The 14,989-nt window shown below is 72.2% G+C and carries 14 protein-coding genes; 9 read left to right on the top strand and 5 right to left on the bottom strand.

Translation table 11 applies throughout. The features are described from left to right. Positions 1–98: 98 nt before the first annotated feature. On the top strand, positions 99–1,808 hold the full coding sequence (gene metG, locus P3T41_RS09130) for a methionine--tRNA ligase (RefSeq protein ID WP_280689130.1): 1,710 nt from the start codon (positions 99–101) through the stop codon (positions 1,806–1,808). Positions 1,809–1,835: 27 nt separating this feature from the next. Here the strand turns inward: metG and P3T41_RS09135 are convergent, their stop codons facing one another. Together P3T41_RS09135 and P3T41_RS09140 are read right to left on the bottom strand one after the other, a co-directional pair. Further along, a complete protein-coding gene (locus tag P3T41_RS09135; RefSeq protein WP_280689131.1) occupies positions 1,836–2,705 on the bottom strand; it encodes an ABC transporter permease in 870 nt (289 codons plus the stop codon). Beyond that, entirely contained in the window at positions 2,705–3,694 is a 990-nt protein-coding gene (locus P3T41_RS09140; RefSeq protein ID WP_280689132.1) for an ATP-binding cassette domain-containing protein, read from the bottom strand. Before P3T41_RS09140 ends, P3T41_RS09135 begins: the two co-directional genes overlap by 1 nt. 233 nt (positions 3,695–3,927) lie before the next feature. Here P3T41_RS09140 and P3T41_RS09145 point away from each other — a divergent pair, with 233 nt between their 5' ends. Next, entirely contained in the window at positions 3,928–5,136 is a 1,209-nt protein-coding gene (locus tag P3T41_RS09145; protein ID WP_348533633.1) for a cytochrome P450, read from the top strand. Next, positions 5,133–5,366: a ferredoxin gene (locus P3T41_RS09150; RefSeq protein ID WP_280689134.1), complete on the top strand. Its 234-nt coding sequence runs from the start codon at positions 5,133–5,135 to the stop codon at positions 5,364–5,366. Before P3T41_RS09145 ends, P3T41_RS09150 begins: the two co-directional genes overlap by 4 nt. Positions 5,367–5,413: 47 nt before the next feature. On the opposite strand, the gene P3T41_RS09155 is transcribed toward P3T41_RS09150, so the two are convergent. Then, positions 5,414–7,258 (bottom strand): Xaa-Pro dipeptidyl-peptidase, encoded by a 1,845-nt coding sequence (locus P3T41_RS09155; protein ID WP_280689135.1) that lies wholly within the window; start codon positions 7,256–7,258, stop codon positions 5,414–5,416. Between the two features lie 118 nt (positions 7,259–7,376). Beyond that, a complete protein-coding gene (locus tag P3T41_RS09160) occupies positions 7,377–7,649 on the bottom strand; it encodes a DUF1876 domain-containing protein (protein WP_280689264.1) in 273 nt (90 codons plus the stop codon). A 238-nt stretch (positions 7,650–7,887) separates the two neighbouring features. Between P3T41_RS09160 and P3T41_RS09165 the strand changes: the two genes are divergently transcribed. From P3T41_RS09165 to P3T41_RS09185, 5 genes are all read left to right on the top strand, one after another. Further along, entirely contained in the window at positions 7,888–8,322 is a 435-nt protein-coding gene (locus P3T41_RS09165) for a hypothetical protein (protein WP_280689136.1), read from the top strand. A gap of 164 nt (positions 8,323–8,486) precedes the next feature. Next, positions 8,487–9,203 carry a class F sortase gene (locus P3T41_RS09170; protein WP_280689137.1) on the top strand — a complete coding sequence of 239 codons (717 nt, stop codon included), beginning with the start codon at positions 8,487–8,489 and terminating at the stop codon, positions 9,201–9,203. A 56-nt stretch (positions 9,204–9,259) separates the two neighbouring features. After that, complete coding sequence (locus tag P3T41_RS09175; RefSeq protein ID WP_280689138.1) at positions 9,260–10,849, top strand: alpha-amylase family glycosyl hydrolase; 1,590 nt, start codon at positions 9,260–9,262, stop codon at positions 10,847–10,849. Positions 10,850–10,979: 130 nt separating this feature from the next. Next, positions 10,980–11,849: a polysaccharide deacetylase family protein gene (locus tag P3T41_RS09180; RefSeq protein WP_280689139.1), complete on the top strand. Its 870-nt coding sequence runs from the start codon at positions 10,980–10,982 to the stop codon at positions 11,847–11,849. Between the two features lie 116 nt (positions 11,850–11,965). Continuing rightward, positions 11,966–12,889, top strand: coding sequence for a nuclear transport factor 2 family protein (locus P3T41_RS09185; protein ID WP_280689140.1), 924 nt, complete (start codon positions 11,966–11,968; stop codon positions 12,887–12,889). Between the two features lie 40 nt (positions 12,890–12,929). Here the strand turns inward: P3T41_RS09185 and P3T41_RS09190 are convergent, their stop codons facing one another. Next, a complete protein-coding gene (locus P3T41_RS09190; protein WP_280689141.1) occupies positions 12,930–13,748 on the bottom strand; it encodes an SDR family oxidoreductase in 819 nt (272 codons plus the stop codon). 234 nt (positions 13,749–13,982) lie between these two features. On the opposite strand from P3T41_RS09190, the gene P3T41_RS09195 reads away from it, so the two are divergent. Then, positions 13,983–14,852: a 3-hydroxybutyryl-CoA dehydrogenase gene (locus P3T41_RS09195; RefSeq protein WP_280689142.1), complete on the top strand. Its 870-nt coding sequence runs from the start codon at positions 13,983–13,985 to the stop codon at positions 14,850–14,852. Positions 14,853–14,989: the final 137 nt, after the last annotated feature.

Genomic DNA, 14,989 nt, shown 5'->3' on the forward strand with positions numbered 1-14,989 from the left:
CCGCGGCCGAGCCGCCCGTAATAACGGTTCGGGCGGCTTTCGCCGGGCCGATAGACTGGCGCCACAGTCCGTCACCACGACACGAGGAGCATCCCAGGATGGCTCGACACCTGATCACCAGCGCGCTTCCCTATATCAACGGGATCAAGCACCTGGGGAACATGGTCGGGTCCATGCTCCCGGCGGACGTCTACTCCCGGTACCTGCGCCAGCGCGGCCACGACGTGCTCTACATCTGCGCGACCGACGAGCACGGCACCCCGGCCGAACTGGCCGCCAAGGCCGCCGGCCAGTCGGTGGCGGACTTCTGCGCCGAGCAGCACGACGCGCAGAAGGCGATCTACGACGGCTTCCAGCTCTCCTTCGACTACTTCGGGCGCAGTTCCTCGCAGCAGAACCGCGAGATCACCCAGGAGTTCGCCCGCGAGCTGCAGGCCAACGGCTTCATCGAGGAGCGGGCGATCCGCCAGGTCTACTCGGTCGCCGACGGCCGGTTCCTGCCGGACCGCTACATCGAGGGGACCTGCCCGCACTGCGGCTACGACAAGGCCCGCGGCGACCAGTGCGAGAACTGCACCCGGCTGCTGGACCCGACCGACCTGATCAACCCGCGCTCGGCGGTCAGCGGTTCGACCGAGCTGGAGGTCCGCGAGACCACCCACCTCTTCCTGCTGCAGTCCAAGCTGGCCGACGAGGTCGAGGAGTGGATCGACGTCCACGGCAAGGACTGGCCGACGCTGGCCTCCTCGATCGCCCGCAAGTGGCTGACCGAAGGCCTGAACGACCGGGCGATCACCCGCGACCTGGACTGGGGCGTGCCGGTCCCGGCCGACGTCTGGCCGCAGCTGGCGGCCGAGGGCAAGGTCTTCTACGTCTGGTTCGACGCCCCGATCGAGTACATCGGCGCGACCAAGGAGTGGTCGGACGCCGACCCGGCCAACCGGGACTGGAAGTCCTGGTGGTACCAGGCCGAGGACGTGCGCTACACCGAGTTCATGGCCAAGGACAACGTCCCGTTCCACACCGTGATGTTCCCGGCGACCATCATCGGCACCCGGGCGCCGTGGAAGAAGGTCGACTACGTCAAGGCCTTCAACTGGCTGAACTACTACGGCGGCAAGTTCTCCACCAGCCAGCAGCACGGCATCTTCACCAACGCCGCGCTGGAACTGCTGCCGGCCGACTACTGGCGCTACTTCCTGATGGCCAACGCGCCGGAGTCCGACGACACCAGCTTCAGCTGGGAGATCTTCGCCGCCACGGTCAACAAGGACCTGGCCGACACCCTGGGCAACTTCGTCAACCGGGTGCTCTCCTTCTCGCTCAAGCGCTTCGGCGACACCGTCCCGGCCGGCGACGCGCCGGGCGAGGCCGAGCGGGCGCTGGGCGCCGAGGTCGCGGGCCTGCTCGCCGAGTACCAGGGCCACCTGGACACGCTGCAGTTCCGCAAGGCCGCCCAGGCGCTGCGGGCGCTGTGGAGCGCGGGCAACTCCTACCTGGAGACCAAGGCCCCCTGGCTGGAGATCAAGACCAACGAGGCCGGCGCCGCGCTGACGCTGCGCACCGCGATGAACCTGATCCACCTCTACGGGGTGATCTCGGCGCCGTTCATCCCGAGCACCAGCGCCGCGATGCGCGCGGTCTTCGCTTCCGCGGACGGCGCCGAGCCGCAGTGGGTCAGCGCCGAGCAGGCCGCCGCGCTGGAGTTCGTCGCCCCCGGCACGCAGTTCACCATCCCGCCGGTGCTCTTCGCCAAGATCACCGACGAGGACCTGGCGGCCTGGCGCGAGCGCTTCGGCGCCTCGTAGGCACCGCGAGCCTTCCGCCGCCGGATGCTACGACAGCACCCGGCGGCGGAAGTTGCGCAGCCCGAGGCTGAGGAAGAGCACGCAGAAGCCGATCAGCACCGGGTAGACGATGTACAGGTGCATGTGCGAGGCCTCGGTGAGCCCGGCGCGCATGCCCTCGGCGATGTAGATCAGCGGGTTGATCAGCACCAGCGTCTGCAACCAGGGGAACCCGCCGACCTTGACGGCGGCGAGCCTGGTCCACTGGTAGTACGTCCCGCCGAGGAAGACCAGCGGCAGCACCACGAAGCCGAACATCAGCCCGATGTTGCGCGGCTCGAAGGTGGTGCCGAGCACCAGGCCCAGCGAGGTCATCGCCAGGCAGGCCAGCGGGATCAGGGTGACCACGATCCACCAGTGCACCGACAGGTGCGCGTGCACGCCGGGTGCGTGCACCACGGCGGCGATCGGGAAGACCATGATCGCCGAGATCATCCCCTGGGTGGCCCCCGAGAGCACCCGGGAGACCGCCACCAGCCAGAGCGGGCAGGGCGCCTGCACCCGGTCCTCGATCTCCCGGGTGTAGCCGAACTCCTGGGAGAGCTGGATCGCCACCGACTGGATGCCCTGGAACATGATGGTCACCGCGACCACCCCGGGCACCAGCACCGTCGCGAACTCGGACTCCCCCGCCGTGCCGCCGCCCGAGCCCACCCCCTGGCCGATGCTCGGGAAGACGTAGAGGAAGACGAAGACCAGCAGCAGCGGCTGCATGATGGTCCGCACGGCGAACTCGCCGAAGTGCTTGCGCAGCACCAGCAGGTCGCGTCTGACCAGCGCACCGAGTGCGGCGCGCGAGGCGGCGAACACCGAGCGCGGCGGCTCGACGCTGATCGTGGGGGTGGTCACGGCGGTCATCAGTCCCGCAGCTCCTTCCCGGTCAGGGTGATGAAGACGGTCTCCAGGGTGGGCTCGGCCACCGACAGGTCGGCCACCTCGAAGCCCCCCGCCTCGGCGGCGCCCAGCACCCGGGGCAGCAGGCGGTTCGCCCCGCCCTTGACGTGCAGCTCCACTCCACCGGGCAGCAGCCGGCTGCGGCTGACCCCGGCCACCTCGCGGGCCAGCATTTCGGCCAGGGCGGCCGGCTCACCGGGCGCCTGCACGGTGACCACGGTGTCGGCGTCCACCGCCTGCTTGAGCGCGGCGGGGGTGTCCAGCGCCAGCACCCGGCCGTGGTCGATGATCGCCACCCGGTCGCAGAGCTGCTCGGCCTCCTCCATGTTGTGGGTGGTGAGCATGATGGTCTGGCCGTCGGCGATCAGGCCGGTCAGCAGTTCCCAGAGCGCGAGCCGGCTCTGCGGGTCCAGGCCCGCGGTCGGCTCGTCCAGGAAGAGCACGGCGGGGCGGTGGTAGATCGCGCGGGCCACCATCAGCCGCTGGGCCAGGCCCCCGGAGAGCGCGTAGACCGAGGCGTCGGCCCACCGGGTCAGGTGAAAACGCTCCAGCAGCTCGTCGGCGGTGCGCCGGGCCACCCGCCCGGAGCGGCCGAAGAGCAGGCCGTGGAAGATCAGGTTCTCCCGCACGGTCAGCGAGCGGTCCAGGGTGTTCTGCTGCGAGACCACCGCGATCACCTGCTTGACCAGGGTCGGCTGGTTGACCACGTCGATCCCGCCGATCCAGGCGCCGCCCGAGGTGGGGATCACCCGGGTGGTGAGCATGCCGACGGTGGTGGTCTTGCCAGCGCCGTTGGGGCCGAGCAGTCCGAAGAGCTCGCCCTGGTGGACCGCGAGGTCCAGCCGGTCCACGGCGGCGATCTCGGTCTTCGGGTAGACCTTGCTCAGCGCGGCCGTGCGGATCACCGGTTCCGGCTGTTCACCGGTCCGCTGGTCACCTCGATCGCCGGCCACTGGACACCTCGTTCCTGAGACCTTTCTCCAGGTTGCGCCGCCGTCAGGCGACCCGCCAACCACGCCCGCCGCCCCCGGTTCACCACCGCCCGCCTCGTGCGCCCGGCGTACGCCTGCCGCGCGCTCCAACTCGTGCGCCACACCCCCTGGTTGGCATGCGCTTGACGCATTACCGTCGGTAGCGAGGCCAACCCGCCTGGTCAACCCGCCTGGCCATCCGCATGGAGGATCTCGTGTCGCTCGATCACACCGACCCGTCGGCCGCCGCGCCGCTCGTCCCGCTGCACTGCCTGCGCGCCGCCGAGGCCGGCCCGCCCACCCTGACCGAGCTGATGACCGGCACGCCGGTCTGGTGGGTCCGCCGGCACGCCGACGTCCGCCAGGTGCTCACCGACCCGCGACTGAACCGGGTCGACCTCTTCGCACCGGACGCCCCCGCCATCACCGCGTACCCGAACATCCTGGACGACCCGGACACCATCCTGAACATCGACGGCGCCGACCACCAGCGGCTGCGCCGCACCGTGCAACGCGCGTTCACCCCCCGGGCCATCGAGCGCTGGCGCCCCTGGGTGGCGTCCGTGGTGGACGACCTGGTCGACTCGCTGGCCGGCGCCGAGCAGCCGGTGGAGCTGGTCGCCGCCTTCACCCGCCCGCTGCCGGTGGTGGTGATCAGCCGGCTGATGGGTCTGGACGGCCTGGACCTCAAGCGCCTGTCGCACTGGAGCGACCACGCGCTCTCCGCCAGCGCCTACACCCCGCAGGCGGTGCAGGAGGCGATGCTGGACTTCGGCATGTTCGGCGCCCAGCTGATGGCCGAGCGCCGCCGCAACCCGGGCGAGGACCTGGTCAGTTCGCTGGTCAAGGCCGCCGACGAGGACGGCGAGGTGACGGAGCTGCAGATCATCAAGCTGATCATCGGCCTGGTGGTCGCGGGGCACGAGACCACCATGACCACCCTCGGCAACGGTCTGGTCTTCCTGCTCACCGAGGCCCGGCAGGCCTGGCAGGAGCTGGCCGGCGACGAGCAGCGGGCGGCCACGGTCGCCGAACAGCTGCTGCGCTCCGTCCCGCTCGGCGACAGCACCGTCTCCCCCGGCCTGCTGCGCCGGGCGGTGGCGGACGTCGAGATCGGCGGGGTGCTGATACCGGCCGGCGCGGTGGTGGCCGCCGACTCCTTCGCCGCCAACCACGACCCCGAGGTCTACCCCGGCGACTGGCGCCAGGGCCTGCTCGCCCCGCCGAGCACGCCGCACCTGACCTTCGGCGCCGGGCCCCACCACTGCCTGGGCGCCTGGCTGGCCCGGATGGAACTCGAGCTGGCACTGCACCGGCTGGCCCGGCGGCTGCCCGAGCTGCGGCTCGCGGTGCCGGTCGAGGACATCGACTGGCGGCGCGGCCTGGTCACCCGCAGCCCGCAGACCCTCCCGGTGACCTGGTGAGCGCCGAGGAGGTGGTGGTCTCCGTCGACCAGGCCAGGTGCGTGGGGACCGGACTCTGCGCGGCGACCGCCCCCGCCGACCTGGAGCTGGGCCCCGACGGCCGGGCCCGCCCGCGCCGGGCCCGCACCGAGGCGCTGACCGAGGTCACCGAGGCCGCCGAGCTCTGCCCGATGGAGGCGATCGCCGTCCACCTGGCCGCCACCGGCGAGCAGCTCGCGCCCAACTGGTAGACGCGGCAGTGCTGGTGCCCCTCAAGGTGGGGGGCACCAGCACCCGCTCAGCGCAGCGTCCCGCCACCCACCAGCGGCAGCCGCAGCGTCGAGTCGGCCAGGTCGACGGTGAGGGTGGGCCGGGTGTCCGGCGGGTCGATCAGCCCGTTGTCGGTCCCGGCCACGATCAGCGCCAACCGGTGCCCGGCCGGCACCACATGGTCGGTGGCGGCCAGCCGCACGGTCATCCGGTACGGCGTCCCCGGGGTGAGCGGCACGCCGTGGTCGAGCCCGGCGTAGTGCCCGAGGTCGGCCCAGCCGCGGCTGAACACGGTCTCCTCGACCTTGGTGGTGGCCGCCGCCGTGTCCAGGAAGCAGGCGCTGTCCCCGGCCGTGCTCTCGCCCCAGCAGGAGCGGGTGGTGAGCGTGCTGATCCCCTCCCCGCTGCCCTGGTAGTCACGGATGCTGGCCGGCCCGAGGTCCACCAGCACCGCGCTGAGGTGGGCGCTGCTGGTGCTCGAACCGACCGTCAGCGTCACCGAGCCGCTGCCGGAGAGCCGCAGGTCGTGGGCGAGCGCGCCGGTGGTGAAGGCGGCCTTCTCCGGGGTGGCCTGGTCGACCTCGCCGGCCCAGGCGTTCTCGTCCTTGCTCGGGTCGTCGTTGAAGGAGACCGTCCCGCTGTTCGAACCGCCGCCCAGCGCACCCGGGTTGAGGTGCACGGTGGTCGCCGTGGTGCCGGGCGCGGGCCACCGGGCGTCGGTGGACCACTGGTCGGGGGCCCGCTCGATGTCGGCCATCGGCTGGTTCTGGATCCCGTTCGGCACGCCCATCAGGTAGTGGTCGAACCACTGGTGCAGGGTGTCCACCCAGGCGCCACGCCTGTAGTCGAAGGGGTCGACGTGCCCGGTCTCGGAGAGCCAGATCTTGCGCTGCACCCCGTGCGAGGCCAACGCGTCCCACCACTGACCGAAGTTGACGGTCCGTACGTTGAGGTCCTGCATCCCGTGCACCACGAAGACGCTGGCCTTCACCTTGGCGGCGTCCGCGACGTAGTCGCGCTGCTGCCACAGCGCCGTCCAGTCGCCGTCGTAGGGGGCGCCGGCGGCCAACGCGCTCTGTTCGGCGCCGCAGTGGGCGGCGTCGGCCGGGTCCTCCACCACGCTCGCCAGGTCGGCCGGCGTGCCGCTGTAGAGCGGGGCGCCCTGCGAGCGGTAGTAGTCGTACCAGGAGCTGATCGCGGAGATCGGCACGATGGTCTTCAGGCCGGCCACGCCGGTGGCCGCCACGCCGTTGGCGATGGTGCCGTCCCAGGACTTGCCGATCATGCCGACCGAGCCGTTCGCCCAGCCGGCCGCGTCGACCGGGCTGCCCCCGGCGCGGGCGCTGTAGCCGGCGGCCCGTCCGTTCAGCCAGTCGATCACCGCCTTGGCGCTGGTCACGTCGGAGGTCCCGCCGACGTCCACGCAGCCGTCCGATCGGTTGGTGCCGGCCAGGTCGACCAGCACCACGGCGTAGCCGCGCGGCACGAAGTAGTTGTCGTAGTACAGCGGGAACTGCACCGGATTGCCCTGGGCGTCGTAGGTCTTGACCTGGCTCTCGTTGCCGCGCCCGCAGCATTCGTAGTACGGGCTGGCGTCCATGATCACGGGTATCCTGCGGCCGGCCTGGGCCGGCTCGCGCGGGCGGATGATGTCGGCGGCGACCCGGTCGCGGTGACCGTCGCCTTCACCGTCGAGGCCGGTGTCGACCCAGACAGTCTCGCGGATCGCGTTGGCGTAGGAGTAGACGGGCTGGCTGGCGCCGTCGTGGACGGTGCCGGCCCAGGCCGCGCCGGCAGGCGTCAGCAGCGCGGCGGCGAGAGCGAGCAGCAGGGTGGCGATCCCCGCCACCGGGCGGATGCGGTGGTTTCTCACAAACGGGGACGGTACCCAGTCATGTCCATGCTGACTCGTCAGGTACGCATCAATCCCACGGACCGGCCGTGCCGCGGCCGACGGCCCGTCATCTCGTGGCGCAGCCGGCGCCCTCGGGTCACATCAACGGATAGCTCGACACCGGCCCCACCTCGTCGATCTCGGTGTGCGCCTTCTCCAGCAGCTGCCTGACCAGGTCCTGCAAGGCCCGCGCCGCCGCGACCTCCTCACCCACCCGCAACTGCTCCGGATCGGCGGGGTGCCGGCTGGTGTCGCCGTGCGCCCGCAACTCGCGACCGTCCGGGAGCCTGACCAGCGCGGCCGCCCGGGTGTGCGCGCCCTGCTCGGCGAACTCCAGCTCGATGTGCCATCCGACCAGCGTCTTCGTCATCACCGTCACCTCCAGCGGTACCTCTCCAGGATGCACCTGGGCACCGGGTGACATCTCACGCTGGGTGAGCGAAGCACCGTCCGACACGCCGATCCGCATACCGAATGTCACACATTCGCACGCTGTGTGGTGGCGCCGTCGCGCTGCGCAGCGGACGGTGAAGCAGGCGCCCCGACGTCCCTCTGGCCGGCCCGATGCCGACCCCGTCCGTGGTGCGCCGCCGAAAGGGATCCCACTCATGCGTCGTGTACGTCACCTGGCAGCCGCCACCCTCACCGCCGCCGCTCTGAGCCTGGCCGCTCCGGCCGTCGCCTTCGCCGACACCGTTCCCGGTGTCCCGTCCGACCGCCCGATGAGCTCGTCCCCCCAGGACGACTACAAGAAGACGGACGACTACAAGAAGGCCGACGACAAGAAGGCCGACGACAAGAGCTGGGGCAAGGACAAGAAGACCGACGGCGACCACGGCTGGACCGGCACCAAGGACAAGGACAGCGACTCCAAGGACCCCAGCTCCAAGGACAAGGACCGCCGCCCGCACGGTGGCGTGCACACCGGCGGTGGCTTCGCCGCGCTGAACAGCGGCAGCGCCGCCACCGGCGCGGCGCTGCTGGCCGGTGGTGTCGGCGTCGGCGCCCTGGCGCTGCGCCGCCGCAAGCCCGCCGAGCGCTGACCCGCATCGGCGCCGCCGGCTGACTCCGCTCACCCGACCCACCGTCAGCCGCCCGGCCGACCCGGCCCACACCTCGCGCGCCGCGCCACCGCCCTGTCCCCGGCGGCGGCGTGGCGCGCGACGGCGCTCCCCCACCGGCTCACCCCGTCCAGAAAGGCCTGTCCATGGGCAACCACGCCCCCGCGAACGGCGACCCGACCGGCTACCGCGAACCCCTCAGCCGGCGGCGGCGCAACGTGCTGTTCGCCGCCCTGGGCGCCTGCCTGCTCGGCCTGATCATGATCCACCGGTCGGCCGACCCGAACGCCGGGCTCCCGCCGATGCCCCGGGCCGTCGCCCCCCAGCCCTCGGTCTCGGCCTCGGCCAGTGCCGGCGCATCCCACTCGGCGGCCCGGACGGTGCCCGCGATCGTCGTCCCGGACGCCCACCCCACCCGGCTCAGCATCCCCTCGATCGGCGTCAACGCCCCCTTCACCGGCCTCGGCCTGGACGCGAGCGGGGTGCTGAACGCGCCCCCGCCGGACAACACCAACCTGGTCGGCTGGTGGCAGGGCGGCACCGTCCCCGGAAACCGCGGTCCGGCGATCGTGCTCGGCCACGTCGACACCAAGACCGCGCCCGGCGTCTTCTGGGGCCTCAGCTCGGTGACCCGCGGGACCACCGTCGACATCGCCCGCGACGACAAGGTCACCGCGAGCTTCACGGTGGACAGTGTGGAGGTCTTCGCCAAGAACCAGTTCCCGGACGACCGGGTCTACGGCAAGACGGCCGACGCCCAGTTGCGCCTGATCACCTGCGGCGGCGCCTACGACCGCAAGCGCGGCGACTACACCGCCAACGTGGTGGTCTTCGCCCACCTGACCGGGCTGCGCGAGAGCTGACCGCCGGATCCCGGGAGTGCCGGACAAGCGTCACCCCGGCGTCCTACGCTGGCCGCATGGCGCCCCTGAGTCCCCGTCGGCCCGACGTTCCCGCCTGGCTCGCCGAGGCCGTGCTGTACCAGGTCTACCCGCAGTCCTTCGCCGACTCCGACGGCGACGGCATCGGCGACCTGCCCGGCCTCCTCGGGCGCCTGGACCACCTCGCCGAGCTCGGGGTGAGCGCCGTGTGGCTCAGCCCCTGCTTCAGCTCCGAGTTCGGCGACGCGGGTTACGACGTGGCGGACTACCTCAGCATCGCCCCGCGCTACGGCACCAACGCCGACCTCGCCGCGCTGGTCGAGGCGGCCGGGACCCGCGGCATCCGGGTGCTGCTCGACCTGGTGCCGGGCCACACCTCGCACCGCCACCCGTGGTTCCAGCAGGCCGCCCACGATCCCGCCGACGACCGTTACATCTGGTCCGACCGGATCACCGCCCCGGTGCACGAGTGGATCCCCAACCAGGGCCGGCGCGGCGGCTTCTACCGCGCCAACTTCTACCCGATCCAGCCCGCCCTCAACTTCGGCTACGCCCGCCCCCATCCGGCCGAGCCCTGGCGCAGCCCGGTGGACGCCCCGGGCCCGCGGGCCAACCGGGCGGCGCTGCGCGAGATCATGGCGCACTGGTTCGCGCTCGGCGTCGCCGGCTTCCGGGTGGACATGGCGGCCTCGCTGGTCAAGGACGACCCCGGGCAGCTGGAGACCGCCAAGCTCTGGGGCGAGCTGCGCGCCTGGCTGGACCGCGAGCACCCCGACAAGGTGCTGATCGCCGAGTGGGGCGACCCGGCCCGCTCGGTCCCAGCCGGGCTGCACGCCGACTTCCTGCTGCACTTCAACGGGCGCGGCCTGCGCTCGCTCTGGGACAACGGCACCGGCAGCCAGGGCAGTTGGGCACACGGCGAGCCCTGCTACTTCGACCAGGGCGGCGGCGGCTCGCCGGCCGAGTTCCTGTCGGCCTGGCAGGCGGCGGACACCGCGATCGACGGCCGCGGGCTGGTCGCGCTGCCCACCGCCAACCACGACTTCTCCCGGCTGGCCTGCGGTCCGCGCACCCGCGAGCAGCTGGCCTGTGCCTTCGCCTTCCTGCTGACCTGGCCGAGCCTGCCGGTGATCTACTACGGCGACGAGATCGGCATGCGCTACGTCCCCGGCCTGCCGGAGCGGGAGGGCAGCCAGTTCGGCACCGAGGCCCGGCAGGGCTCGCGGACGCCGATGCAGTGGGACGACACACCCGGGGCCGGGTTCTCCACCGCCGACCCCGGCGCGTTCTACCTGCCGCTGGACCCGGCCGCCGACCGGCCGAGCGTGGCCGCGCAGCGCGTCGACCCGGACTCGCCGCTGAGCCACGTCAAGCGGCTGATCCGGCTGCGCCGCGACACTCCCGAGCTCGGCACCGGCCACGGCGTCACGGTGGTCGCGGACGGCTACCCGTTCGCCTACCTGCGCGGCACCACCCATCTGGTGGTGGTCAACCCGCGCCGCGAGCCCACCGAGCTGGCCCTGCCCCAACTGACCCCCGCTGCCGAGCCGCTGCTGGCCCACGGGGTGACGGCCACGGCCGACGGGGTCCGGGCCGCCGGATTCTCCTACGGGATCTTCCGGCTCTGACCCGGTCCGCCGGCCCGTTGCGCCGCCCCGTTCGCGCCGACCGGATCCGCTGACCCGGGGTCAACGCCGCGTCGCCGTGTGGTTCCCGTTCGAATCGCCGGGTGTTTCCGCCCTCCTTATGCTGGCGGCGATGAGCGCCGACCGCCGCAGGATTCTGCGGACCACCGCCCAACTGGCCGCCCTGACCGCGGCCGGTCCACTGCTCGCGGCCTGCGGCCAGGAGGCCGCCACCGCCGGGGGCACCGCCGCCGCGGCCGGGTCCGGCCCGCCGAATCCGCATGCCTCGCCGGGCACGCCGACGGTGCTGACACCCAATCGGATCCCGAGCGCCACGCCGAGTTCGACACCCGGCGGCTCGGCCTCGGGCAGCCCGCCGGCGCTGCCACCGCTGGCCGCGAGCACGCCTCCCGAGGTGGTCACCGGCCCCCGGGACCGTCCGCAGATCGCGCTGACCTTCCACGGCCAGGGCGATCCCAAACTGGCGACCGCCCTGCTGGAGGCCGCCGAGCAGCACGGCGCCCAGGTCACCGTGCTGGTGGTCGGCAGCTGGCTGGACCAGCAGCCGCAGATGGCCCGGCGGATCCTGGACGGCGGCCACGAACTGGGCAACCACACGCTCAGCCACCTGGACATCTCCTCGATGTCCGGTGACCAGGCCTACGCCGAGATCGCCGGCTGCGCGGACCGGTTGCGGACGCTGACCGGCTCGATCGGCCGCTGGTTCCGCCCCTCGGCCGCGCAGTACGCCACCGCCGAGGTCAAGGCGCAGGCCCGCCGAGCGGGCTACGAGCACTGCCTCTCCTACGACCTGGACCCGCGCGACTACGCCGACCCGGGGGCCGAGGTGGTCCAGCGCCGGATACTCGGCGGCATCAAGCCCGGCTCGATCGTCGCCCTGCACATGGGCCACCAGGGCACCGTGGACGCGCTGCCGGCCGTGCTGGAAGCGCTCCAGCAACGCGGGCTGCGCGCGGTGACGGCGAGTCAGCTCTGCTCGTGACCCGGGCGGTATCGACAAGATGATTGACTCAGTGTCATATTGGAGCTTGACTCGATGCCGGTCCAGCCGCTTGCCCGCGTGACGCAAGCCGCCGGGGACCACCCGAAGGAGCTGCCATGACGCAGGGGGCCCAGCAGCGCCCGGCAGCGGATCTGCGCGATCGGCTCGACGTCATCGAGCAGTGCGGCAGATTCGGCTGGTCGTTCGATCGGCGGGACTGGTCCGCGCTGGCCGAGGTCTTCGCCGAGCAGGTGGTCATCGGGCCGCCCGACGAGCCGCGCACGCTGACCCGCGCGGAACTGGTCGACGCCTGCGCGGCGCAGGTGGCGGGGGTGTCCTCGACCGAGCACCGGCTCACCGACCACCTGGTCATGGTGAACCGGTCGGCCGGCACCGCCAGTTGCACCGCCCAGTACCAGGTGTGGCACAGCCGAGCCGGTGCCTGGCCCGACGCCCGCCTGGAGAACGCCGGCCACTACCGGTTCGACCTGCGGGCCACGCCCGCGGGTTGGCGGATCACCCGGCTGGTGGCCACCCCGACCTGGCGCAGCGGTGACCCCGCGATCCTCACCACCCCGTCGGCACCGGCCGCCCCCGCGCAGGCGCAGGACGCGCAGAGCGTCGCCCGCCGCTTCCTGGGGGCGATCAGCGACCGGGACCTGGCGACCGCCTTCGCCTGCCTCGCCGAGGACGTGGTGCTGGACACGCCCTTCGCCCCGCCGGGCAGTCCGCGGCGCCTCGACGGCGCCGACGCGGTCCGCCGGCGCTACACCGGCGTGGTGACGGCCCTCCGGTCGATCGATCTGCCGGTGGTGCGCACCGAGGCCTTCGCCGATCCGCAGTGGGCGCTGATCGAGTACACCGGGAAGATGGTCCAGCCGAACGGCAAGGACTACACCAACCACTACTACGGGATGTTCCAGGTGGTGGACGGGAAGATCAAGGTGCTGCGCGAGCTGTACGACACCTACCGCTTCGCCGCCCAGGTGTCGGCCGCGGACCGCCAGGCGCTCTGCCACGTCTCCCTGGGGCGGGCCTGACCCAGGGCCTGGCCAGGACCGGACCTGACCCGGGACCTGTTCAGGCCAGCGGATCGTCCGGGCTGTACGGGCGCAGCCGCAGGGTCCTGGCATCCTGCGCCCGGATCTCGGCCGCCTGGGACACCAGGTGCTCCAGGTTGTCCCGACCCGCGTGGATGAACCGCCCGTGCAGCCCGTCGAACCGCCCGCGCGCGGCGTCCACCGTGACGGCGACCATGTACGGGATGCTGTTCCACTCCTTCATCGTGGCGAACATCGCCATCCCGGCGGTCATGTCGGTGGCCACCGCACCCGGGCTGATGTCCAGCACCACCACACCGTGCTCCGCCAGCGAGTCGGCGATGTTGTCGGAGAGCTGCAGCAGCGCGCCCTTGGAGGTGGCGTAGGCGCTGTAGTGGCCGTCGGGACGGACGGCGAAGCCGGAGTTGAGGTTGACGATCCGCCCCCGCCGACGCTTGACCATCCCCGGCAGCACGCTGCGCAGCAGGTTGACCGGCCCGCGCAGGTTCGCCTCCATCACCTGCCACCACTGGCCCAGGTCCGCCTCCCAGAACGGGACCTCGGAGCGGTCCACCTGCCCGGCGTTGTTGACCAGCAGGTCGATCGGCCCCAGGTCCCGCTCGATGACCCGCACCGCCTCGCGCACCGGGCCGGGCCGGGCCACGTCCGCGGTCACCGCGACGCCCCTGGCGCCCTGCTGGACGCAGGTCTTGAGTGTCGCGGTGAGCGTCCCCAGGGTCCGTCCGACCAGTCCGACCGCCATCCCCTCGGCGGCCAGGCCCAGCGCGATCTCCCGTCCGATGCCCCGGCCCGCGCCGGTCACCAGGGCCACCTGACCCTCCAGCGAACTGCTGCGCATCGCAGCTCCCTCCGCCCCGTTCGCGCTGTCGAGCCGTCGGCCCCGTACTCCCGGACAGCATGCTGGCTGCGCGCGTCCGGGTGCGCCCGGCCACACGGGCTCGCCCATCGGCCTCACACGAACGGCGCAGCAGCTGATCAGCAGGGCCCCCGCCCCACCGTGCCGCGCCAAGTAGTACGGTCGAGCGACATGGGCGGCGACCCCGCCCGGCTGGAAACCCGGAAAGGCAAGTGAGTGAGCGACATCGCGCGCGTCGGAGTGGTCGGCTGCGGTCTCATGGGATCGGGCATCGCCGAGGTCTTCGCCCGGGCCGGACTGGACGTCCTGGTCTCGGAGGCCACCGGCGAGGCCCTGGAGTTCGGTCGCACCCGGCTGACCAACTCGCTGGACACCGCGGTCAAGCGCGGCAAGCTCACCGAGGAGCAGCGTGACGAGGCGCTGGCCCACCTCTCGTTCACCACCGACCTGGCCGAGTTCGCCGACCGCGACCTGGTGGTCGAGGCGGTCGCCGAGCGCGAGGACATCAAGATCCAGATCTTCCAGACGCTCGATCAGGTGGTGCGCCGGCGGGACGCGGTGCTCGCCTCCAACACCTCCTCGATCCCGATCGTCAAGCTGGCGGCGGCCACCTCCCGTCCGGAGCAGGTGATCGGCCTGCACTTCTTCAACCCGGCCCCGGTGCAGCGCCTGGTCGAGGTGATCCCCACCCTGACCACCTCCGCCGAGACCACCACCCGGGTGGAGACCTTCGCCGTCCAGGTGCTCGGCAAGGAGCCGATCCGGGCCCGCGACCGGGCCGGCTTCGTGGTCAACGCGCTGCTGGTGCCCTACCTGCTGTCCGCCGTGCGGATGTTCGAGACCGGTGTGGCCACCGCCGCCGACATCGACAAGGGCATGGAGGCCGGCTGCGCCCACCCGATGGGCCCGCTGCGCCTGTGCGACCTGATCGGCCTGGACACCATCGCCTCGATCGCGGAGTCGATGTACGCCGAGTACAAGGAACCGCTGTACGCGGCCCCGCCGGTGCTCTCCCGGATGGTCGACGCCGGCCTGCTGGGCCGCAAGTCCGGGCGCGGCTTCTACGACTACACGGCGACCGCCTGATCAGGCGACCGCCAGTCGTCAGGAGAGGTCCAGTCCGGTCGGACTGGACCTCTTCCTCGTTTCCGGGCCGCTGGGGACGATGCCCGGGCCGGGTCGACTTCCGCCGTTTCCGTTCGCGCCGCCAGCTATCAGCGAGG

It is taken from the genome of Kitasatospora sp. GAS204B (assembly GCF_029892155.1).
GTDB lineage: Bacteria > Actinomycetota > Actinomycetes > Streptomycetales > Streptomycetaceae > Kitasatospora.